Consider the following 21,709-nt stretch of genomic DNA (forward strand, 5'->3'; position numbering starts at 1 on the left):
GCGGACAATTCCCCATAGGTCTGTGCGTTAGTGATTGTGGCCGCGTTATAATCGCGTGGGCCGCGAAAATAAAGACGTCATCGGAAATCTGGCAAGGACTGGCTCAGCGTGCCGCCGATTCTGATTGGCATTACTTTCTCGCAAAGCCCCGAACGCGGATTGGTCTCGATTGCCACGCCGCATAGTGTCGCCTCGCCCTCTGCTGGCGTGAAGCGCGCCGAAGCCAGCCCCGTCAGAAACCGGCTGAGGGGTTCCTCGGAATCCATGCCAATCACACTGTCATAATCCCCACACATGCCGGCATCGCTCATCAGCGCGGTGCCGCCTTTCAATATCCGGTGATCGGAAGTCGGGATGTGAGTATGCGTGCCCACGACCAGCGACACGCGCCCGTCGAGATACTGGCCCATGGCCTGCATTTCCGAGGTGGCTTCAGCGTGGAAATCGACAACAATCGCGTCGGCTTGCTGGCCCAATGGGCAATCGGCAATCGCCTTGTCGACCGCCCGGAACGGATCGTCCATAGGGGGCATGAAAACACGGCCAAGCGCATTGATCACCAGCACCTGATGACCGTTGCGGCCGGTCACAAGCGTTGCGCCACGCCCCGGCGCACCCGGTACAAGATTGATCGGCCGCACGAGCGTCTGATGCCGCTCGATAGCGGTCATGATCTCGCGTTGGTCGAAAGCATGATCGCCCAGCGTGACCACATCGGCGCCCGCCTCGCGCAAAAGCTCGAAATGCGCTTCGGTTATGCCGCGGCCATGGCTGGCGTTCTCGCCATTTATGACAACGAAATCGAAGCCATAGGTCTCGATCAAGGACGGCAAGCGGTCAACAACGGCCTCGCGCCCGGCCCTGCCCATGACATCGCCCAGAAACAGCAGCCTCATTGGCCGGGAAACCGGATGATGCCCGTTTCGGTGATCAAGAGATCAAGCGGCAGGTCGTGATCTTCGCGCGGGATATAATCCAGTTCCTGCGCGGAAAACGCGTAGCCGACAAGCAAGGGTTTCTTGTCGAGCGCCGCAAGGGTGCGGTCATAATAGCCCTTACCATAGCCAAGCCGGGTACCAAGCCGATCGAAAGCCAAAAGCGGAATAAGGACGATATCGGGCTCGACCAGCGGTGCATGCTCGGCCGGGGCCAGCGTACCGAAGCCGGAAGGATAAAGCGGCTGCCCATCCTCCCACAACCGCAGTTGCAATGGCGCTTCGTCTCCCATGACAACCGGCAGACAGACAGGCTGGCCCGTATCCATCAACCGCGTCAAAACCGGCTTGCAGTCGATCTCATCGCGGATCGGCCAATAGGCGGCAACAATCTGACCGGGGGCGAGATCGACACTGTTGAAGAAATTGTCCGCCGCTGCCTTTGCGGCATCTTCGCGATCGGCTTGCGGAACCTTGGACCGTGCCACAAATGCCTGCTCGCGCAACGCGGCCTTTTGTTCTTCAAATTGCGGCTCTGCTGCGCTCAATGGTACCTCAAATCGTATTCGCAAAACATAGGTGCCGCCCTGGCCGTGGGATGTGTCGATCCCGGGAACCTACGTAAGTAGGTGGGCGCCATATATCCAAGCCCACGGGCCTGGTCAGGGACAGCTCCCTTTAGGATCGATAAGGCCCCGGGGATGCAGTATCCTACACGCGCCGGGCAGCATCCGATCATATAGGCGTTTATCGGGTCCACGCAAAGAGGATTGTGCCAATCAATTTGCATTCGATTGGGCCAGCGCACCTTCGATCCTGACTATACCTTCACTATAGCGTGCATCCACCCGATAAACCTCCGCCATCCGTTCGGTCGTGAGCACTTCGGCCAAGGCACCTTGCGCGGCCAGCCTCCCATGATTGAGCAAAAACGCCTGATCGCAATATCGCGTGGCCAGGGTCAGATCGTGAAAGGATGCAAGGACGGTCTTTCCGCGCGCCTTGACCGCGTTGAGCAACACATATTGATAATGCAGATCGAGATGATTATGCGGCTCGTCGAGGAGGTAAATATCAGGATCAAGCGCCAGCAACTGGGCAAAGAACAGGCGTTGCTGCTCGCCTCCGGACAGATAGGCAGCGTCGTCGGCGATCCGGTCAGCCAGGCCGACCAGTTCCAATGCCTCCCCACAGCGGTCATTCATCTCCCCGGCGCTCAATCGAAGCGGCAACATCCCCAGCCGCACCACTTCGCCCAAACTCAAACCGGAAAGCGTAACCGCTTCCTGCACCAGCGCTCCAACTCTCGCCGCATAGGCCGTCCGCGGCCAGTTCGTGAGCGGTTTGCCATCCAGCATCACTTCTCCGGTCCCGGCTCTTTCGACACGGTAGAGAATCTTCATCAGGCTGGATTTGCCAGCACCGTTCGGCCCAAGCAGGGCATGGAACTTGCCCCGCTCCAGACCGAACGAAATATCCTCGAGCAAGCGCTTGCCGCTTTTTGCAAGCCCGATGCCATGCAATTGCAACACTGTGTCAGAGGCCACGGCGCACCCTCCGCAAAATAACAACAAAGGGCGGCGCAGCAAAAAGGGCCAAGAGCACGCCAAGCGGCAACTCTTCCGGCGCTAGGACGATGCGGCACAACAAATCGACAACCACCAGAACGATCATCCCGAGCACCACCGCAAGCGGCACCAGCCGGCGATGCGATGCGCCCACCAGAAGCCGTGCCATATGCGGCACGACAAGACCGACAAACCCGACGATCCCGGCAATCGCTACCGCCAACCCGGCAAGCAATGCAGCCACCGAGAACAAGCCAACCCGCATGGCGTTGAGCGGCACCCCGAGTGCGACCGCGCGCTCATCGCCAAGCAGCACGGCATCGAGATGTCGCGACAGCGCAAATACAGCCAGGCAAGCGACCGGCACGACCACGGCCAACGGCCAGAGTTGCGACCATTTCGTTCCAGAGGCTGACCCCATCAAAAACGACAGCGCATTGCGCGTCACATGCGGGTCCGCGATGTGGAGAAAGAAGGCCGAAACCGATGAAAAGAAAAGCGATACCGCAATCCCTGCAAGGATCAGCATTAGCTTGTCCATGCCTCGGCCGGGCCGGAAGGCAAGGCCAAGAGTCACAAGAAAAGCCACCATCGCACCGGCAAACGCAAGCAGCGGCAAGCCTACGGTGGTCATCACCACCGCCGGCAGCCAGACGATGCTCGCCGTTGCGGCAGCAGATGCCCCTGAGGAGAGGCCGAGCAGATAGGGATCGGCAAGCGGATTGCGCAACAGTGCCTGCATGATGACACCCGCAAGGCTCAAGGCAGCGCCAACCAGCGCCACCGCGATAACGCGCGGCAGCCGCCACTCCCAGATGATCAGTTCAAGATTGCGCTGGGCATCGGGCAGGCGCAAGAGCGCCTTGATGCGCTCATCCACCGGGAGATTCGCCGTGCCCCAGAATACGCCAGCGGCAATGGCCAGCGCGAGAGCAAGTCCCACACCAGCCAATACCAGCCCATAGTGATTGTCGGAGGACTGCTCCAACGCCTAGTTGCCTTCAGAAAGGGCTGCAGCCAGACGCTCGACGCCATCGACAAAACGCAGGCCAAGCAGCGTTTCCGAGAACGGCACGACAATGAAGCGCTCTTCTCTCACAGCTTCGAGTTCCGACAGCACAGGATCGTTTAGAAGGTGGTTGCGCTTGTCTTCTGCTGTCGACCACTCCGCCTCGATAAGAATAATGACATCGGGTTCTGCAGTCACCACTGCTTCCCAAGCCAGATCTGCCCAGCGCCCCTCGACATCCGCGCCGATATTCTCAAAACCTGCGGTTTCGAGCAGCAGGCCCGGAGCACCGCAGCAACCGGCAGAAAACGCCGTATCGGTGCCTGAATCATAAAGGAAGGCCTTGAGCCCTTCACCCGGACGTCCCGCTGCCGCAAGGCGCGTTTCGATATCGGCAGCAATGGCCTCGCCCTCAGCCTCGACACCAAAGAGCGCGGCGATGCGCTCGATGTCGATAAAGATCGAATCGGTTGTCATTCGCACATCGGCAGGGTGCAGATTGCGGCATTCTGCATGAACGAGATAGGTCGCAACACCGATATCGTGCCACTCGCTTTCAGCACCGAGATTCCTGTCGTTGAAAGCAGAGGCAAACCCTGCGAACAGGAAATCGGGGTCCTCGGCCAGCACCACTTCACGCGCAGGGAAGCGCTCGGCCAGAACTGGCACCGAGTTATACGCCTCGAGCCACTGCTCCGGTATTGCGTCATCTATATAGGCAGTGCCGATCATGTGGTCTTCAAGCCCCAGCGCTAGCATCACTTCGGTTGCCTGCTGGTTGAGCGTGATCGCGCGCGAAGGCACAGCATCGAGCGTCGAAACGCTGTCGCAGCTTTCGATTGTGAGATTCTGCGCCATCGCGCCGGTTGCGAAAAGAGACAACGAGAAGGCGAGTGCGAGTTTACGCATAGTCATGTGTATTGGCCTCGTGAATGACAAATTGGGAAAGTGGACGGCGCTTGACGAGCACCGTTTCGACAAATGTTGCGACATCGCGCTCTGTATTGAGCGCGTACCAGCGTCCGGCGGGATAATGGGCGACCATCGGCCCCTTGTTGCAGGGGAACAGGCACCCTGTGGTTGCGACCAGTGTCTGGCGCATCACCCCTTGCCTTGAAAGCTCTGCGTTGAGCACATCGCGCAAAAGCCCCGCCCGGCGATAGGTGCAGCGCGGGCCAGTGCAAACCAGCAGATGATCGCGATACGGCGGAACATCGTCCCACCCCTTGCCGTCGATGCTGCCATTTTCAACATCGACCGGTCTGGCATCATCGGCCCCGGCCAATGCCGAAGCGACAAGTGCCGAAAGCACCGTATCGTCACCGATCTGATCGTTGGCCAGCGACAGTTTGAGATCATCAATGCCTGCATCGCGTTGCCAGGCGCCAAGCGCGCCGGGCAACCATGCCATTAGGCTGTCGGAAAACGGCAGGCCCACCGGCTGTATGAGAATGTCGCGCGCTTGATTGGCCACAAGCCGATCGAGCGCATCCATTGCACTCTGGCCCGCGCCCTCCATCCGCACGACTGCACTCGGCAACGCGCTTGCCCCGGAAAGTCCGGCTTGCAACTGCTTGAAACGTTTACCGCTGAGATACGGCTGGGAAACAAGAAAAAGGATTGCGTCAGGCAAATACGATTCCCCTTCGCACAAGCGAAGGCGAATCCGGCTCCCACCGCAACAGCAATGAGTAAATCGTCATTTCGACCCCCTGCCGGCACACCTCGTCCGGCTTCATGGCTTTGCTTGCGGCAGGTCTCCTGGCTCGCGGCTCAATCATCGTACTGCCCCCTTCCCGGCCCTCTCGACCAGTGGGATATGACAGAACGACTTGCCGCTTACAGTTGCGAGGGCAGCCCCGGTTTTGGCCCCTTATGGGTAATCCGCACCGTGTTCCCTTTTCATCCGCGCTTTACTTGGCGGAACCGTCAGCCCGCATTCCTTAGCCCAAGCAATTTATCCCCGCAAGGCATCTTCACCATTTGTTACGTTATTACATTACAGATTGCAATAGAGTTGCCCGATTGCTTGCGTGCGGCATTTGTTCCTGTTACGTTCTGAGCAAGATTTGCTGCATTGGAGAACACGATGGAACTCAAGGGCAGGTGTCTAATCGACCATCTGCATTTGCAAACCCATAGCTTGGCATCCGGCAAAGCCTTTTATTGCGCCACCTTTGACGATCTCGGCATCGAATGGGCAGATGGCAGCAATTATGTCCTTGCATAACTGCCACTTACCGATGAGCGATCACCTGCGATTCAGCGGCAAGAATTATATCGAGCAGCGCCAGGCGCTGGAAACGATCATACGCAAGCACAGCCTATTGATAAATGTGCTCACAATTTTGCGCGAAGTCGCACTTCCCGATCACCTGATCGGTTCAGGAGCCATCTATAATGCCGTCTGGAGTTATCTGACCGGAAAACCGTTGCTGACCGGCACCAAGGACATCGATGTCATCTATTTCGATGCATCCGATATTTCCTATGATGCGGAGGACAAGATCATCCGGCTGCTGGCTGATCGCTTTGCCGGCCTGCCTGTGCCTGTGGAAATTCGCAACCAGGCGCGTGTGCATCTATGGTTCCCGGAACGGTTCGGCTTTGCCGTACCCCCGCTCAAATCGAGTGCTGAAGCGCTATTGCGCTACGCTTCCAAGACCCATGCCGTAGCCATGCGCCTCAATCCCGACGACAGTCTGCATATCGAGGCGCCCTTCGGACTTGATGATATGTTTTCGTTCCGAATCACGCCCAACCTGGCCTGCGACAACAAAAAGACCCATTACGAAAAAGCCCAGCGTGCCAAACTCATCTGGCCTGAGATTGAGATCGTTGAATGGCCCTAAACCCGCTCCAGTCGCATATGCGGTTTTGCGGGCAAGTGAACCACCACAGCATCATCTGCGTGAATTTCGCCGCTCTTGAGGACAACGCCCATGATCCCGGTGCGCAAAAGCGGCGTGTCGTCCGCGCGCTTGCCGACCATCAGTTTCAAAAGCCCGGCCCTGTAATTTTCGATCTGGCTGCAAGGGTTGCGCAAGCCGGTAACTTCAATCACCGCATCGGGCCCCACTTGCAGCAGCGTTCCCTTGGGAAGCCCAATCAGATCAAGCCCTCTGGTTGTGATGTTTTCCCCCAGCGCGCCGGGCGCCACATCAAAACCCTCGGCATTAACTTCATCAAGCAATTCGGCGGCAATCAGGTGAACCTGCCGCAAATTGGGTTGGGTCGGATCGGCCTTGACCCGGCTACGGTGCTTAACCGTCACCCCCATATGAGCGTCGCCCGTAACGCCAAGCCCCTCGACAACCTCGATACGATCGACGCTGCCTTTGGAAAAACCGTGAACCGGGTTGCGATGCACGGCGAGAACCCGGCCCTCTTTCATCCCCGGCTTTCCTGACCGGCGGCGTCGATCGCGGTGGAGATGGTTTCGATCCGCCGGGCAACATCGCCGAGTTTGGCAGCAAATTTGGCTTCCATCGATTCCGCTTCCGCGGCCACCTCGTTACCGGCCTTTGTAACCGCAGCAAGTTCGTCCTTCAGCTCGATCAGCTTGCGTTCAGCCTCGACAAGTTCATCGACAACGGCAATTCCGGCCATCACCGTCAACCGGTTGTCCCCGATCTCGCCAAACGTATCCTTATACTCATCGATATAGCGATTGAACCGCGCCGCCAGCCCGGAAAGATGGGTCTCCTGCCCATCCTCGCAGGCCATGCGAAATTTTCGCCCATTGATTTCGACGCTGACTTCCGCCACATCCGCCTCCTTTAATTTGGCGCTTCGATCACGGAGCGAACACTGTCCATGGCCTCTACGATTTGTTGGGAAACCTCGGCACTCGCCTTATCGAGTGCATCTGCGCGCATGCGCGTCTTGTCCAGTTCAGTGGCCAGTTGCGCGCGATCGCCCGCCAACCGTTGATTCTCAATTTCAAGCTGGGCAACCGTGCGCATTCGCGCCGAAAGGCCACGTACACTGCCATCGAGCCTTTCCATGGCCTTGTCCAGCCGGGCAACGGCAGCGGCGAAACTGGCTTCCTGAGAATCGGACGTCACTTTGCAATCACCCTTCGAATCCCGATTGAAAATCTTATAGCAACATAACCTTATTCATGGCGAAAATGGCAAGTAGGCGGCACAAACAACAATATCCCCACGTCCCGCCGTCATTGACTCACCAAAAGGGTCTGTTATGTGTCTGGCCAGCGCAGCCGAGCCACGGCAGGCAGCAAGCGCTATCGGACGTCTACTCTCAAAGTCGAACCCTGGGAATGCTATGACAGACAGAGCAAAACACGATGCCATGGCTAACGCCATTCGCGCCCTCTCCATGGATGCTGTTCAGGCCGCCAATTCGGGGCACCCCGGCTTGCCTATGGGCGGCGCCGACATCGCCACGGTTCTGTTTTCCAAGTTCCTGAAATTCGATCCCAAGGCCCCCAACTGGCCGGATCGGGATCGGTTCGTCCTCTCGGCCGGGCACGGCTCAATGCTGCTTTATTCCTTGCTCTATCTCCTCGGCTACGAAGATATGACGCTCGAGGACATCAAGAATTTCCGCCAGCTTGGCTACAAAACCGCAGGCCATCCAGAATTTGGCCACGCCGATGGCATCGAAACGACCACCGGCCCACTTGGTCAGGGCATTGCCAACGCGGTCGGCATGGCCATCGCCGAAGCCAAGCTGGAAGCTGAATTCGGCGCCGATCTGGTCGATCACTTCACCTATGCCTATGCTGGTGACGGATGCCTTATGGAAGGCATATCCCAGGAAGCAATTTCGCTGGCGGGCCACCTCAAACTCAAGAAACTCATCGTTTTCTGGGACAATAACGACATCACCATCGACGGCAAGGTCGGCCTCGCCGATTCCACCGATCAGCTTGCCCGCTTTGCAGCTTCGGGCTGGGCAACGCTGGAAATCGACGGGCACAATCCCGAAGAGATCGAAAAAGCCATCGTAACGGCACAGAAGTCCGACCGCCCGACCTTTATTTCCGCCAAGACCACTATCGGCTTCGGTTCGCCGAACAAGGCCGGCACCAACAAGGCGCACGGCTCCCCTCTTGGCGACGATGAAATCGCCCTGGCCCGCAAGGAACTGGGTTGGCCCCACGAGGCCTTCGTCGTACCCGACGACGTTATGGACGCATGGCGCCTTGCGGGAAATCGCGGCACCAACGCGCGCAGCCAGTGGAACGAGCGTCTTGCTGCAAAAGACAGCGAAATCCGTTCCGAGTTTGAACGCCGGATGCGTGGCAATCTTCCACTCGGCCTAAAGCCGGCCATGGAAGACTATAAAAAGAAGCTCGCCGAGGAAAAACCGAAGCTTGCAACCCGCGCGTCCTCCCAGAACGCTCTGGAAGTCATCAACGGCGTTGTTCCCGAGACGCTGGGCGGTTCGGCCGATCTGACCGGCTCGAACAACACCAAGACGTCCCAGACCAAACCCATGTCGGCGGACGACTATACTGGCCGCTATGTGCATTATGGTATCCGCGAGCACGGCATGGTCGCAGCCATGAACGGCATTGCGCTTCACGGCGGTCTGTATCCTTACGGCGGCACGTTCATGTGCTTTACCGACTATTGCCGCCCCTCGATCCGGCTTGCGGCCCTGATGGGCATCCGGGTTGGTCTCGTGATGACCCACGATTCCATCGGTCTTGGCGAAGATGGTCCGACGCACCAGCCGGTCGAGCATCTCGCTGCCATGCGCGCCATCCCCAACCTTCTGGTCATGCGCCCGGCCGACGCCATGGAAGCGGCCGAATGTTGGGAGATCGCTCTGCAGACTGAAAAAAGCCCGTCTTTGCTGGCGCTTTCGCGCCAGAACCTGCCTGCGGTCCGCACCGAATATTCCAAGGAAAACCTCTGTGCCCGCGGCGCCTATACCGTTTGGGGCGATAAGGATGCAGAAGTTGTCTTCTTTGCCACCGGCTCGGAAGTCCAGATAGCGCTCGATGCTGCAAAGCAGATGACCAACGAAGGCACTTTGGCCCGCGTTGTTTCGGTACCCTCGTTCGAGCTTTTCGCTGCCCAGTCCGATGACTACAAGCGTTCGATTTTCGGTTCTGCCAAAGCCCGTGTAGCGATCGAGGCCGGCATCGAAATGGGCTGGCACCGGTTCCTGGGTGACAAGGGCCGGTTTATCGGCATGTCGAGCTTCGGTGCCTCTGGCCCGATCGAGGCGCTTTATGATCATTTTGGCATTACCGCCAAGGCTGCCATCGAAGCTGCTAAGGCACAGCTTTAGAAACCTGTCAGGGGCGCAAAAGTTGCGCCGTTTCTTTGTTCAAGGCTTTCATACTCAAGGAGTGACCACCCGATGACCGTCCGCGTTGCGATCAATGGTTTTGGCCGTATTGGCCGTAATGTTTTGCGTGCCATAGTTGAGTCGGGCCGCACCGATATTGAGGTTGTTGCCATCAACGATCTCGGCCCGGTCGAAACCAATGCGCATCTGATCCGTTATGACAGCGTGCATGGCAAATTCCCCGGCACGGTAACCGTTTCCGGCGACACGATCGACGTTGGCCGCGGTCCCATAAAGGTTACAGCAGTCCGCAACCCTGCCGAGTTGCCTCATGGCGAAATGGGTGTCGACATCGTTCTCGAATGCACCGGCATTTTCACCGCCAAGGACAAGGCTTCGGCCCATATCGAAGCTGGCGCCAAAAAGGTCATCGTTTCGGCTCCTGCCGATGGCGCGGACATGACAGTTGTTTATGGCGTCAATCACGACAAGCTTTCCTCTGAACATACCGTGATTTCCAACGCGTCCTGCACCACCAACTGCCTTGCGCCAGTCGCCTATGTGCTCAACAAGGCCGTTGGCATCGAAAAGGGCTTCATGACCACCATCCACTCCTATACCGGTGATCAGCCCACGCTCGATACCATGCACAAGGACCTCTACCGCGGCCGCGCCGCCGCGCTGTCGATGATTCCGACCTCGACCGGTGCCGCCAAGGCCGTTGGCCTCGTGCTGCCCGAACTCAATGGCAAGCTGGATGGCACCGCCATCCGCGTACCGACGCCGAACGTGTCGGTTGTCGATTTCAAGTTCATCGCCAAGAAGACCACTTCGGTTGCCGAGATCAACGAAGCCATCAAGGAAGCTGCCCAAGGCAATGCTCTGCGCGGGATCCTGGGCTATACCGACGAGAAACTCGTCTCGACCGACTTCAATCACGATCCCCATTCCTCGGTCTTCCACATGGACCAGACCAAGGTCATGGAAGGAACGTTCGTACGCATTCTTTCCTGGTACGACAACGAATGGGGCTTCTCCAACCGCATGAGCGATACCGCCGTCGCATTTGCCAAGACGCTTTGAGCTAGGGCGGCCAAAAAGTTGTAAGGCGCTCTTCGGAGCGCCTTTTTCATGCCGATTGCGGCATCATCTTGCCAAGTAGCGCGCCTTCCGCCACTGTTGGGCACGAAGGATCATGCCAAAACCAATTCGCGAGTAAAAACAATGACCGCTGCCTTCAAGACCCTCGATGATTTTGAACTGGATGGTAAGCGCGTATTGCTGCGCGTCGATCTCAATGTGCCGGTTGCAAACGGCAAAGTCACCGATGCGACGCGGATCGAGCGTGTTGCTCACACCATCAAGGAAATCGCCAACAAAGGCGGCTTGCCGATCCTTCTTGCCCATTTCGGGCGCCCCAAAGGCAAGGTCAACAAGGACATGTCCCTGCAGGTCGTTGTCCCCGCACTCGAAACGATCGCGGGAAAGCCGGTCAGCTTCGCAGATACCGACTGGAACGATCTCACGGCCGCAAAGGCAGTTATCGAAGCGGCGGAACAAGGCAGCGTCGTCCTTCTGGAAAACACCCGGTTTCATCCCGGCGAAGAAACCAATGACGCCGATCTGGTGGCGCGCATGGCGTCTCTGGGCGATATCTACATAAACGATGCTTTTTCTGCTGCGCACCGTGCCCATGCCTCAACAACCGGCATAGCACAAGTCCTGCCCTCCGGCGCCGGTCGCGCCATGGCGGCCGAACTCAAGGCGCTTGAAGCGGGTCTGGGCAACCCCAAGAAACCCGTCATTGCCATTGTGGGTGGCGCCAAGGTGTCCACAAAGATCGATCTGCTCGAGAATCTTATAGAAAAGGTTGAAGCGCTGGTGATCGGAGGCGGCATGGCCAATACCTTCATCTATGCACTTGGCTACGACGTCGGCAAATCATTATGCGAACGCGACCTGAAAGAAACCGCCCTCCGGATCATGGATAAGGCCGAAGACGCACGCTGCGCGATCATACTGCCGATCGATGGCGTCGTTGCCTGGCACTTTGAGGCCAATACACCTTTCCGCACCTATGGTCTCGATGCCATCGACAAGGACGGCATGGTGCTCGATGCCGGACCGCAATCGGTGGAAAAGATCAAGACTGCTATCAACGAAGCGAAAACCATCATCTGGAACGGACCGCTTGGCGCTTTTGAAATCGCTCCCTTCGACAAGGCCACCGTCGAAGTGGCCAAATATGCTGCCGAACGCACCCATAAGGGATTGCTGACCTCTGTTGCCGGAGGCGGCGATACGGTGGCAGCGCTGGCCCATGCCGGGGTCAAGGATGAATTCACCTATGTCTCAACCGCTGGCGGCGCGTTTCTGGAATGGATGGAAGGCAAGCCCTTGCCCGGTGTCGAAGCGCTGACCCGATAGGGTCGTCATATGGGGTTTGAAATGCGCCGATCGGCCCGCCAGCTCTTGGCAGTTTCGATTGTCCTGGTTCACATGCAGGCGAGCCAGGCACAGGAACCGGCCGAAAGCGCTTACGTGTGCCCGGCCGGTGACATAACCTACGCGTTCCCAGCACCATCCGATGGAACCGTCGAACTCGAAATCGCCATAGCCGAAACGGTCGACCCGGCTCTGGCGGGCCGCTTTTCTCTTGAGCAAGCCGAACGGCGGGGCATCCTCACCCTTTATACCAATGGTGACTATTCCGTCATTGCCCGCGGTTCGTCCTATTCGGTGCAGGAAGGCGATTACGATCCCTTCCCCTGTCAGCTCCAATTGGCGCAATCGGTCGCCGGCCCGCTGCCATCGGAACCCGATACCAATGCATTGGCGGCCTTGCCGGCCCAGTCTTGGGGAGGCAATGTCCGCTCGGGACCGGGCACGAATTTTTCGATTTTGACCAGCCTGGCCCAGGGCACTCCGATCACCCTGATCGAAAACACCGGCATCGATTACAACGGTTATCCCTGGTTCGAGATCGCCCATCCCAATGGCACCGGCTTTCACTGGGGCGGCATCATCTGTGGTACCGGCGAGTCAATCCCCGGCACATTTGAAACCTGCAATTGAAATGCCGGGTAACAGGCCGATTGAACCATAAACCTTTCGTCTGATACCCGAACGTCTAATCGCCTTTGCGCCGGAAATTTGCTTGTGTGAGCCTAGCCAATTCCAGTTCACGGGGTCGATTTTCCTATGTCTCGCTTGAGTGATGTTGCACACCAGCTCGTAGCGCCCGGTAAGGGCATTCTCGCCGCCGATGAATCCACCGGCACCATCAAGAAACGCTTTGACACAATCGGGCTGGAAAGCACTGAAACCAGCCGTCGCGATTATCGCGAAATGCTCTTCGGCGCGACCGAAGCGATGCAGAACTACATTTCCGGCGTTATTCTCTTTGACGAGACTATTCGTCAGGCTGGTGCCGACGGCACGCCCTTTGTCGAGATGCTCAAGGCCAACAATTGCCTTGCCGGCATCAAGGTCGATACCGGCGCAAAGCCGCTGCCGTTCCACAATGGAGAAACCGTTACCGAAGGCCTTGATGGCCTGCGCGAACGCCTTGCCGAATACGGAAAGATTGGCGCTGCCTTCGCCAAATGGCGTGGTGTTATCGCCATTGGTGAAAACAAGCCGTCACGTGCCTCCATTGTCGCCAACGCTCAGGCCTTGGCTCGCTACGCGGCGCTTTGCCAGGAAGCCGGCATTGTGCCCATCGTCGAGCCGGAAGTTCTGGCCGATGGGGCCCCAGGCGATCACACGATTGAAACCTGCGAGCGCGTGACCACCGAAACCCTTGCCGAAGTGTTCGAGCAACTGCGTATTGCCGGCGTTGAACTCGACGGCATGATCTTGAAACCCAATATGGTTATACCTGGCCTCAATGGCCCTAAAGTATCGGTCGCCGAAGTGGCGGAACGCACTCTGCGCACCCTCAAGGCGACCGTTCCTGCCATCGTTCCCGGCATTGCCTTTCTTTCGGGCGGGCAGACCTGCGAGCAGGCAAGCGCCAATTTGTCCGCCATGCACAATCTGGGCGATCTGCCCTGGGGGCTGACCTTCTCGTATGGCCGCGCTTTGCAGGCCGAAGCTCTGGCCGCCTGGGGCGGAAAAGAAGAAAATGTCGAGGCAGCACGCCGCGCATTCGTTCACCGCGCCAAGATGAATTCACTGGCCTCTCTCGGTCGGTGGGCCGCGGATCTCGACCGCGCTGCCTGAACGGCAAGCCATTATTTCGCGGCAACGCACTTCTCATCGGGCAAGGGACGCTGTATCTGTGCAGCGTCCCTTTTTCCGTCACGATTGACGGGCATCTGGGATCGATTCACGAATTTTGGGGCCAGATGAAGCACGAGCTATTTTTGATCGCACCCGGTCAAGGCACGGCGGATGATTTCCGCCCTGCACTAAACTCTGCATTGGAGATTGTTTCGATTTCCGCACTGCTGCTCAAACAAGGCGAGCGCAGCGAGGAAGCCTATGCCCAATTCGTCGAGGCGATTGCACCGCTGGCCCAGCAAAAAGGCGTGGCCGTACTGCTCGACAATCGCCCAGAACTCGTTCGCGCTCTTGGCGTCGATGGCGTCCATATGACCGGCGGCATCAAAGCCGTCCGCGAGGCGCTCGACGCCCTGAAGCCCGACTTCATTGTTGGCACGGGCGATATCGGTGCGCGCCATGAAGCCATGCTACGCGGCGAGTTGGAAATCGACTACCTGATGTTTGGCGATCGGCAGGTTCCCGAATGGACCGGCGCGGATTTGGCGAACTGGTGGGCGGAGACATTTGAAGTCGCGTCCGTCTATCTCGCCGAAAATGTCGATGACCCGGCAATTGCAAATCTGCAATCCGAATTTTTGGGCCTCCCCGAAACCATGTGGTCCGACACAGAAGCGCTTGCCCGTTTGGCAGAGGCCGGCAAATGAGCCCCCGCGCCCTCCCGCTCATCTTTGCTGCACTGCTTGGCGCGGCGGCCACAACTGCCAGCGCCCAGATTCACGAGCAGTTGGAGGAAGCACTCGACATTTCACGCATGCTTCTGGCGCCGCCTCCGGGTGTCGATCAGGCCTTCGGCGCCTATCAGCGCGGCTTCTATCTGACGGCTTTGCGGCTGGCCCTGCCCCGCGCCCTTGATGATGACGCTGCCGCGCAGACGCTGATTGCAGAAATCTATGCCAACGGACTGGGTGTTGCGCAGAACCTTCCTGCGGCCGTTGAGTGGTACGAGCGCGCCGATGCCAATGGCGACATACAGGCCAGCTTCCAGCTTGCGCTGATCTATCAGACTGGTCAGGGCGTTCCGCAGGATCGCGAACGTGCGGCGGAACTTTTTGCCAAAGCCGCCGAGGCCGGACACGTGGAGGCACGCTACAATCTTGGGCTGCTCCATGTAGAGGGCACCTATGCCGAACCCAGCTTGACGCGTGCTGCCGAGTTGATCGGTGCTGCCGCCGAAGCTGGCTACCCCGAGGCCCAATACGATCTGGCCGTCATGCTGCTCGAAGGCGCCGGCATTGCGCCCGATACCAACCGCGCGCTCAACCTCATGGAAGAAGCCGCCAGCCAGGGTCTTGTGGAAGCTCAGGTCGAATATGCAACCCTGCTCTATATGGGAGCGCGCGGCGCCCGCGACGCCCAAGGCGCAGCCCTCTGGTACGGAACCGCGGCCCAGGCAGGCAATCCGGTTGCCCAGGTCCGCTACGCCCTGATGCTGGCGGCAGGCGAAGGGGTGGATGTCGATATCGCCACCGCGGCCATGTATCGCTCGCTCGCGCGGCGGCAGGGTCTTACCGATCCTCAACTCGACCAGATGTTGCGCGGCATTGACCCTGATGCCCTTGCGCAGGGAGAGGAACGTGCCCGCTTTTGGCCCGGTCAACCGCCTCGCCCCGGCACGGGCTCCAATCTTGATGCGACGTCATAGGGCTTGAAACGCACGCCTTTCTAGGGCAAAAGCCAGCCCAATTGGAATTTTCCCACATAATCTCAATTGGCGCCTGTTTGCGCGCCGCCAGCAAGAAGCCAATCACGATATGAAAATCAATGGCAACGAAATTCGCCCCGGCAATGTGATCATGCACAAGGATGGTCTTTATGTTGCGGTCAAGGTCGACCACGTAAAGCCTGGCAAGGGCGGCGCCTATGCTCAGGTTGAGCTCAAGTCGATCATCGGCAACACCAAGCTCAACGAACGGTTTCGTTCGGCTGAAACCGTCGAGCGTGTCTCGCTCGAACAGCGTGATTTCCAGTTCCTCTATGCACAGGGCGATGCGCTGGTGTTCATGAACACCGAAAGCTATGAGCAGATCGAACTCGATACCGATTTCGTGGGCGACCGCGCGGCCTTCCTGCAGGATGGCATGATGGTGACGGTCGAAATGCACGAGGAAAAGCCCCTCGGCATTCAGTTGCCTGCCCAGGTAACGCTGGAAGTCTCCGATACCGAGCCCGTGGTGAAGGGCCAGACGGCGGCAAATTCCTTCAAACCGGCCATTCTGGAAAATGGCGTCAAGGTTATGGTGCCCCCCTTCATCGCAATCGGTCAAAAAATCATCGTTGACACCGAAGAAGTCACTTACGTCCGCCGCGCGGACTAAGCGGCACCCTGGGCAGCCGCTTCAATCGCCGCCGGCCCGACAATTCAGGATAAAACAATGGCTCGTTCGGCGCTCTTAAACATCATGGTCAATGCCGCCCTCAAGGCAGGCAAGGGCCTTATTCGCGACTTCGGCGAAGTGGAAAATCTGCAGGTCTCGCGCAAGGGACCGGCCGATTTCGTTTCGGTTGCCGACAAGCGCGCTGAAAAGGTCATTCGCGATGAGTTGATGAAGGCCCGCCCCACCTATTCCTTCCTCATGGAAGAAGGTGGAGAGATCACGGGCACCGACGGTATGCACCGCTGGATCATTGACCCGATAGACGGCACAACCAATTTCCTGCATGCCATACCCATATTTGCCGTTGCCATCGCGCTTGAACGCAATGACGAGATCGTTGCATCGGTCATCTATAACCCGGTGATGGACGAACTTTACACGGCTGAGAAAGGCAATGGCGCCTGGCAGAACAACCGCCGCCTGCGCGTAGCCAGCCGCAAGCATCTGGCCGACGCTCTTGTGGTTACGGGTATAAATTCTCAAGGCCGGGCGCTCGACGCATTGCAGCTCCGCCAGCTTGCCCACATAACCCCGGCTGTGGCGGGCATCCGTCGCTCCGGCTCTATCTCGATCGACCTGGCCTGGTTGGCTTCCGGTCGGTTCGACGGCGTATGGGAAGCAGGCCTTAAGCCTTGGGATGTCGCACCCGGTTTGCTGCTTGTGCGCGAGGCGGGTGGCTTTGTGTCCGATTATGCCGGCGGCAACGATGCTGTGGCCAAGGGTGAAGTCGTTGCTGGCAACGAGCATATCCACGCAGCCTTGCTCAAAAGCATTAAATCCGTTGCATAATTTGACCCAAGGACCCCAAAAGCACGGTTGATGGTCATTGTCATGCCATAGCGGTCTGACTAAGCTTGGCGCAAATCAAGCAAAGAGTCAGGCGCGGCAAATATTTGTGCGTGCCTGCTCTGGCGGAGCCGGACGCAATGACGCAAAGTTACGACCCATATCACCTTGCCAGCCCACTGGTTTATCTCATCAAGATGACCATATTTCTGGTCCTTGTTGGGATGGTGGCAATCATTCTCGGCCCCCAACTGCTGGACGCCTTCTGGTCGAGCCCTTTCATTAACGGATTGATTCTGTTCGTCCTTTTGATCGGGATCATTCTCTCTTTCCGTCAGGTCATTCGCCTTTTCCCGGAAATCAACTGGGTTAATTCACTCCAGAATGGCGGGGGCGATCTGCGGCGCGGCCCGGTGCTGCTGGCCCCGGTTGCTGCCATCATGCGCGACCGCCTCGGCGAGACAGTGATTACCCCGGCATCGATGCGATCCATCCTTGATTCGGTTGGCATTCGACTCGATGAGGCAAAGGATACCGCCCGCTATCTGACTGGCCTGTTGGTTTTCCTCGGACTTTTGGGCACCTTTTACGGGCTGTTGCAGACCGTCGCCGCCGTCTCCGGCGTCATTCAGAGCCTTGATGTGACGACGGGCGACACAGGCAATATCTTCGGCAATCTCAAGGAAGGGTTGGAGGCGCCGCTGGGCGGCATGTCCATCGCCTTTGCTTCCTCGCTCTTTGGCCTTTCCGGCTCGCTGGTACTGGGCTTTCTCGATCTGCAGGCAGGCCAGGCACAGAACGCCTTTTATACCGACCTGGAAGACTGGATGAGCTCGATGACCGAGCTCGATCACCCTATCGCCACGATGCAGGCCAACAACTTCGGTGTCTCTGGCGCGGAAATGCAGCAGATGTTCGAGCGGCTCGGCGCAACCATGCAAACGCAGAACTCGTCCCAGAACGCTATCCGGGCCATGGCTGAGCTTGCCAAGGGCATCGATGGCCTGGTCAAGCATATACGGGCCGAGCAGGAGGATTTGCGCACCCATATCACCGAGCAGGCCGAGGTCAACAAGCGCCTGCACAAACTGATCGATACACTTTTGCAGGACACCGATCGCCCCCAAGGCGGACAAGGATAATCCATTATGGCATTGGTTCGCGGTCGCAGTTCCGAGCGTCCCAGTTTCTGGCCAGGCTATGTGGATGCCCTGTCCTCACTGCTGCTGGTCATCATCTTTCTGCTGTCGCTCTTTATGATCGCCCAGTTCTTTCTCAATCAAGAGATATTGGGGCGTGACAGTGCGCTGCAACGCCTCAATGCCCAGATTGCAGAACTGACCGAATTGCTTCAACTCGAACGCGCCTCTTCCGAAGATCTGGAGCTCCAGATCTCGTCACTCACCGCAACGCTGGCAGGCACGGAATCCGAACGCGATGCGTTGGAAAGCCAACTTGCCGGCATCGGCGCCGGGCTCGATGCCTCGGACGGCCAGATCGCAAGCCTGAGCGCCGAACTGGCTGAAGAGCGAGAAATCTCCAGTGAAGCCATGGCGCAGGTCGCCCTGCTCAATCAGCAATTGGCGGCGCTGCGCCAGCAGATCGGTGCCCTCGAAGCTGCCCTTGATGCCGCCGAATTGCGCGATCAGGAAAGCCGTACGCGCATTGCCGACCTTGGCCGCAGGCTCAATGTCGCTCTTGCCCAGCGCGTTCAGGATCTCGCTCGCTATCGTTCTGATTTTTTCGGTCGTATGCGGGAAATTCTCGAAGGACGTTCGGACGTGCAGGTTGTTGGCGACCGCTTTGTTTTCCAGTCCGAAGTGCTGTTTGATGCCGGCCTTGCCGAAATCTCGGTGGAAGGCCGCGACCAGATCCAGGCATTGGCCGACGCCATACTCGAACTTGAAGAACAGATCCCCTCGGAAATTCCCTGGGTTCTGCGCATCGACGGACATACCGACCGCCGCCCCATTTCAACCCCACAATTCCCATCCAATTGGGAGCTTTCCGCAGCTCGCGCCATTTCGGTGGCCAAACTTCTGGTAGAACAGGGCGTTTCCCCCAACCGGCTTCTGGCCGCCGGTTTCGGAGAATTTGCTCCGCTTGACCCCGCAGACACCGACGAAGCTTATCGCCGCAACCGCCGCATCGAATTCAAATTGACCGAGGCCTGATGGCGGGCGTCAGCCCGCCAGCGCGTCTTCCGTCGCCATGCGAAACTGCAGCTTGGCAAGTTCGGCATAACGGCCGCCTTTTCTGACGAGTTCATCGTGCGTGCCCTCATCGATCAGTTGGCCCTTGTCGAGCACCAGAATACGGTCCGCATTGCGGATGGTTGCCAGCCTGTGCGCAATGACCAATGTGGTACGCCCCTCCATCAACCGCTCGAGCGCCTGCTGGACGAGATGTTCACTCTGCGCATCGAGCGCGCTTGTCGCCTCATCGAGCAACAGGACCGGCGCATCCTTCAAAAGCGCGCGGGCGATTGCCACGCGTTGCTTTTGCCCGCCCGAAAGCATGACACCGCGCTCGCCAACGAGTGTATCGAAACCGTCCTCAAGCTGTTCGACAAATTCACTTACCAGCGCCGCATCGGCCGCAGCCTTGATCTGCGCCGCCGTCGCCTCAGGCTTGCCGAAGCGAATATTGTCGGCAATCGTTCCAGCAAAGATCACCGGCTCCTGATCGACCGAAGCAAAACGCTGCCGGAGCAGCGCAGGATCGACATCGCGCACATCCAGTCCATCGACCTTAACAGAGCCTGCCGCCGCATCATAAAACCGCTGCAGCAGCGCAAAGACCGTCGACTTGCCCGCTCCCGAAGCACCGACCAGAGCGACTGTCTGACCCTGCGGCACCGAAAAACTCAGGTGCGACAGGATCGGCGCGCCCTCGCGGGTGATATAGGCGAAACTGACATTTTCAAAGGCGACAGTACCCAGCGGCGGCTCGGGCAATTGTAAAGGATCGGACCGCACAGGCAGGCCCGGCTTGGTATCGAGCAATTCAATAAGACGCTCGGTTGCTCCGGCGACCTGCTGCAATACGCCGAAAAGATCGCTCATATTGGTGAGCGCACTCGTTGCAATCACCGTATAGATCGCAAACTGGGTCAATTGCCCCACCGTCACCGCGCCCGAAAAAACGGCCTGACTTCCCAGCCATACCAGCGCGACCATGGCCGCTGTCGAAACGAACATGACGACGCCAATCATCATCGAGCGCGCCATCAAGCGGCTGAGTTCGGCCCGGTAGCTTGCCTCCGCGTAAGACTTGAAAACCCGTCGCTGCTCGCCTTCCTGCACGAATGATTTGATGGTTTTGACTGACGACAATGATTCCGTTGCCATTGCCGAAAGATCGGCAAGCGAATCCTGGGTGACGCGCGAAACGCGCCGCATACGTTTGCCCAGAAAAACCAGAGGCAGAACGATGATCGGGATAATGACAACCACGCCCAGCGCAAGCTGGAAATTGGTCCAGAACATCATGAAGACGGCGCCAATCATCAGGATCAGCGAACGTATGGCCAGCGAGGCCGATGAGCCTATTGCGTTGCGGATCATGGCAACGTCGGCATTGAGCCGGCTCATCAATTCCCCGACGCGATTGACGTCGTAAAAGGTCGCGTCGAGTTTTAGCAGGTGATTGAAGACCGATTGGCGCAGATCGGTGATAACCCGCTCGCCAATAAGCGAAATGAAGTAGAACCGGGCCGCTGCTGAAATTGCCATAATGCCGCCAATGGCAATAATGGCCCAGGCATAGCCCGAGATCACCTCGAAATTTTCGGCCACAAAACCTTCATCGATAAACCCACCTGCCAAATAAGGGATCGACAGTGACGCAATCGCTGCCGTGAAAAGAAACAGCAGTGTCAGGCTCAGCCGCATTGGATAGCGCAGCAAGAACGGCATCAACCGCTGCAGCGGTTTGAGCGAACTGGGTTTGCCCGAGGCCTTGAGGCGTGGCGCTTCTGTCGGTGCAGAGGCGATTTCGCTGTTCGATTCCGTTACATCGGACATATGCGGTCTTTCATTCATTCCGGGCCTAAATAAGCCGTGCATGAGCACCAAGCAACAGCATAAGGCCAAATGAGTGCAAATGCCGCCTCTTGCGCTTTACTCCCGCTTTCTGTAAAAGGCCCGCAACGATCCAGATACACGTGACGTCCGGGCGCTCAAGCGCCCGTTTGATTTAGGGCCTTACGACCATGAAAAAAGACATCCATCCCGATTACCACTTCATCACGGTCGTGATGAATGACGGCACTCAATACAAGACTCGCTCCACCTATGGCAGCGAAGGTGATACCCTGACCCTCGACATCGATCCAACCACCCATCCGGCTTGGACCGGCGGTTCGGGACGCCTTGTTGACCGTGGCGGTCGCGTTTCGCGCTTCAAGGAAAAATTCAAGGGCATTCTTGGCTCTTAATAAGCCATTGTATCGCCAGATACTTTGCATCAAGCCCGGCTTTC

Annotated in this window: 24 protein-coding genes, 1 other RNA gene and 1 riboswitch; of the genes, 14 read left to right on the forward strand and 11 right to left on the reverse strand. The window is 58.1% G+C overall.

Annotated elements, in window-relative coordinates; translation table 11 throughout:
* Positions 1–77 precede the first annotated feature (77 nt).
* From EO133_RS16385 to EO133_RS16415, 7 genes are all read right to left on the reverse strand, one after another.
* Positions 78–896, reverse strand: a complete 819-nt coding sequence (locus tag EO133_RS16385; protein WP_127073734.1) for a TIGR00282 family metallophosphoesterase — start codon at positions 894–896, stop codon at positions 78–80.
* A complete protein-coding gene (locus tag EO133_RS16390; RefSeq protein WP_164735056.1) occupies positions 893–1,483 on the reverse strand; it encodes a 5-formyltetrahydrofolate cyclo-ligase in 591 nt (196 codons plus the stop codon). The genes EO133_RS16385 and EO133_RS16390 overlap by 4 nt, the downstream gene beginning before the upstream one ends.
* 27 nt (positions 1,484–1,510) lie before the next feature.
* Positions 1,511–1,669: non-coding RNA, 6S RNA (gene ssrS / locus EO133_RS16395), on the reverse strand.
* 45 nt (positions 1,670–1,714) lie between these two features.
* Positions 1,715–2,482, reverse strand: a complete 768-nt coding sequence (locus EO133_RS16400) for an ABC transporter ATP-binding protein (RefSeq protein WP_164735057.1) — start codon at positions 2,480–2,482, stop codon at positions 1,715–1,717.
* The gene (locus EO133_RS16405; protein WP_206513537.1) at positions 2,472–3,491 is read right to left on the reverse strand and encodes a FecCD family ABC transporter permease; all 1,020 of its coding nucleotides are present in this window, start codon (positions 3,489–3,491) and stop codon (positions 2,472–2,474) included. Before EO133_RS16405 ends, EO133_RS16400 begins: the two co-directional genes overlap by 11 nt.
* A gap of 3 nt (positions 3,492–3,494) precedes the next feature.
* Positions 3,495–4,427: an ABC transporter substrate-binding protein gene (locus tag EO133_RS16410; protein ID WP_127073737.1), complete on the reverse strand. Its 933-nt coding sequence runs from the start codon at positions 4,425–4,427 to the stop codon at positions 3,495–3,497.
* Entirely contained in the window at positions 4,414–5,145 is a 732-nt protein-coding gene (locus EO133_RS16415) for a (2Fe-2S) ferredoxin domain-containing protein (protein ID WP_127073738.1), read from the reverse strand. Before EO133_RS16415 ends, EO133_RS16410 begins: the two co-directional genes overlap by 14 nt.
* Before the next feature lie 101 nt (positions 5,146–5,246).
* A riboswitch (cobalamin riboswitch) is annotated at positions 5,247–5,458 on the reverse strand.
* Positions 5,459–5,601: 143 nt separating this feature from the next.
* Here EO133_RS16415 and EO133_RS20320 point away from each other — a divergent pair.
* A complete protein-coding gene (locus EO133_RS20320) occupies positions 5,602–5,742 on the forward strand; it encodes a hypothetical protein (RefSeq protein WP_164735058.1) in 141 nt (46 codons plus the stop codon).
* Between the two features lie 13 nt (positions 5,743–5,755).
* Positions 5,756–6,364: a nucleotidyltransferase family protein gene (locus EO133_RS16420; RefSeq protein ID WP_127073739.1), complete on the forward strand. Its 609-nt coding sequence runs from the start codon at positions 5,756–5,758 to the stop codon at positions 6,362–6,364.
* On the opposite strand, the gene EO133_RS16425 is transcribed toward EO133_RS16420, so the two are convergent.
* From EO133_RS16425 to EO133_RS16435, 3 genes are read right to left on the reverse strand one after another with little or no spacing between them, the layout of a single operon-like run.
* Positions 6,361–6,906: an MOSC domain-containing protein gene (locus tag EO133_RS16425; RefSeq protein WP_127073740.1), complete on the reverse strand. Its 546-nt coding sequence runs from the start codon at positions 6,904–6,906 to the stop codon at positions 6,361–6,363. The two genes, EO133_RS16420 and EO133_RS16425, sit on opposite strands and share 4 nt — an antisense overlap.
* Complete coding sequence (locus EO133_RS16430; protein WP_127073741.1) at positions 6,903–7,280, reverse strand: cell division protein ZapA; 378 nt, start codon at positions 7,278–7,280, stop codon at positions 6,903–6,905. The genes EO133_RS16425 and EO133_RS16430 overlap by 4 nt, the downstream gene beginning before the upstream one ends.
* A gap of 11 nt (positions 7,281–7,291) precedes the next feature.
* Positions 7,292–7,579 (reverse strand): DUF4164 family protein, encoded by a 288-nt coding sequence (locus EO133_RS16435; protein ID WP_127073742.1) that lies wholly within the window; start codon positions 7,577–7,579, stop codon positions 7,292–7,294.
* Positions 7,580–7,799: 220 nt separating this feature from the next.
* Between EO133_RS16435 and tkt the strand changes: the two genes are divergently transcribed.
* The 11 genes from tkt (at position 7,800) to EO133_RS16490 (ending at position 19,401) form a co-directional block, all read left to right on the forward strand.
* Positions 7,800–9,779 (forward strand): transketolase, encoded by a 1,980-nt coding sequence (gene tkt, locus EO133_RS16440; RefSeq protein ID WP_127073743.1) that lies wholly within the window; start codon positions 7,800–7,802, stop codon positions 9,777–9,779.
* 72 nt (positions 9,780–9,851) lie between these two features.
* The gene (gene gap / locus EO133_RS16445) at positions 9,852–10,862 is read left to right on the forward strand and encodes a type I glyceraldehyde-3-phosphate dehydrogenase (protein WP_127073744.1); all 1,011 of its coding nucleotides are present in this window, start codon (positions 9,852–9,854) and stop codon (positions 10,860–10,862) included.
* Between the two features lie 141 nt (positions 10,863–11,003).
* The gene (locus tag EO133_RS16450) at positions 11,004–12,206 is read left to right on the forward strand and encodes a phosphoglycerate kinase (RefSeq protein ID WP_127073745.1); all 1,203 of its coding nucleotides are present in this window, start codon (positions 11,004–11,006) and stop codon (positions 12,204–12,206) included.
* A 21-nt stretch (positions 12,207–12,227) separates the two neighbouring features.
* Positions 12,228–12,854, forward strand: a complete 627-nt coding sequence (locus tag EO133_RS16455; protein WP_164735059.1) for an SH3 domain-containing protein — start codon at positions 12,228–12,230, stop codon at positions 12,852–12,854.
* Positions 12,855–12,980: 126 nt separating this feature from the next.
* Entirely contained in the window at positions 12,981–14,003 is a 1,023-nt protein-coding gene (locus tag EO133_RS16460) for a class I fructose-bisphosphate aldolase (protein WP_127073747.1), read from the forward strand.
* Between the two features lie 125 nt (positions 14,004–14,128).
* A complete protein-coding gene (locus EO133_RS16465) occupies positions 14,129–14,710 on the forward strand; it encodes a thiamine phosphate synthase (RefSeq protein WP_127073748.1) in 582 nt (193 codons plus the stop codon).
* Positions 14,707–15,708 (forward strand): tetratricopeptide repeat protein, encoded by a 1,002-nt coding sequence (locus EO133_RS16470; RefSeq protein WP_127073749.1) that lies wholly within the window; start codon positions 14,707–14,709, stop codon positions 15,706–15,708. The genes EO133_RS16465 and EO133_RS16470 overlap by 4 nt, the downstream gene beginning before the upstream one ends.
* 109 nt (positions 15,709–15,817) lie before the next feature.
* The gene (gene efp, locus EO133_RS16475) at positions 15,818–16,381 is read left to right on the forward strand and encodes an elongation factor P (RefSeq protein WP_127073750.1); all 564 of its coding nucleotides are present in this window, start codon (positions 15,818–15,820) and stop codon (positions 16,379–16,381) included.
* Positions 16,382–16,438: 57 nt separating this feature from the next.
* A complete protein-coding gene (locus tag EO133_RS16480; RefSeq protein WP_127073751.1) occupies positions 16,439–17,230 on the forward strand; it encodes an inositol monophosphatase family protein in 792 nt (263 codons plus the stop codon).
* A gap of 137 nt (positions 17,231–17,367) precedes the next feature.
* Entirely contained in the window at positions 17,368–18,369 is a 1,002-nt protein-coding gene (locus tag EO133_RS16485) for a flagellar motor protein MotA (protein ID WP_127073752.1), read from the forward strand.
* A 6-nt stretch (positions 18,370–18,375) separates the two neighbouring features.
* Positions 18,376–19,401, forward strand: a complete 1,026-nt coding sequence (locus EO133_RS16490; RefSeq protein WP_127073753.1) for a peptidoglycan -binding protein — start codon at positions 18,376–18,378, stop codon at positions 19,399–19,401.
* Between the two features lie 9 nt (positions 19,402–19,410).
* Here EO133_RS16490 and EO133_RS16495 read toward each other — a convergent pair whose 3' ends face one another.
* On the reverse strand, positions 19,411–21,252 hold the full coding sequence (locus EO133_RS16495) for an ABC transporter transmembrane domain-containing protein (protein ID WP_127073754.1): 1,842 nt from the start codon (positions 21,250–21,252) through the stop codon (positions 19,411–19,413).
* A gap of 188 nt (positions 21,253–21,440) precedes the next feature.
* On the opposite strand from EO133_RS16495, the gene rpmE reads away from it, so the two are divergent.
* On the forward strand, positions 21,441–21,665 hold the full coding sequence (rpmE, locus tag EO133_RS16500; protein ID WP_127073755.1) for a 50S ribosomal protein L31: 225 nt from the start codon (positions 21,441–21,443) through the stop codon (positions 21,663–21,665).
* Positions 21,666–21,709 lie beyond the last annotated feature (44 nt).

This window comes from Pelagibacterium lentulum (assembly GCF_003992625.1).
In the GTDB taxonomy this organism is placed as follows: Bacteria; Pseudomonadota; Alphaproteobacteria; order Rhizobiales; family Devosiaceae; genus Pelagibacterium; species Pelagibacterium lentulum.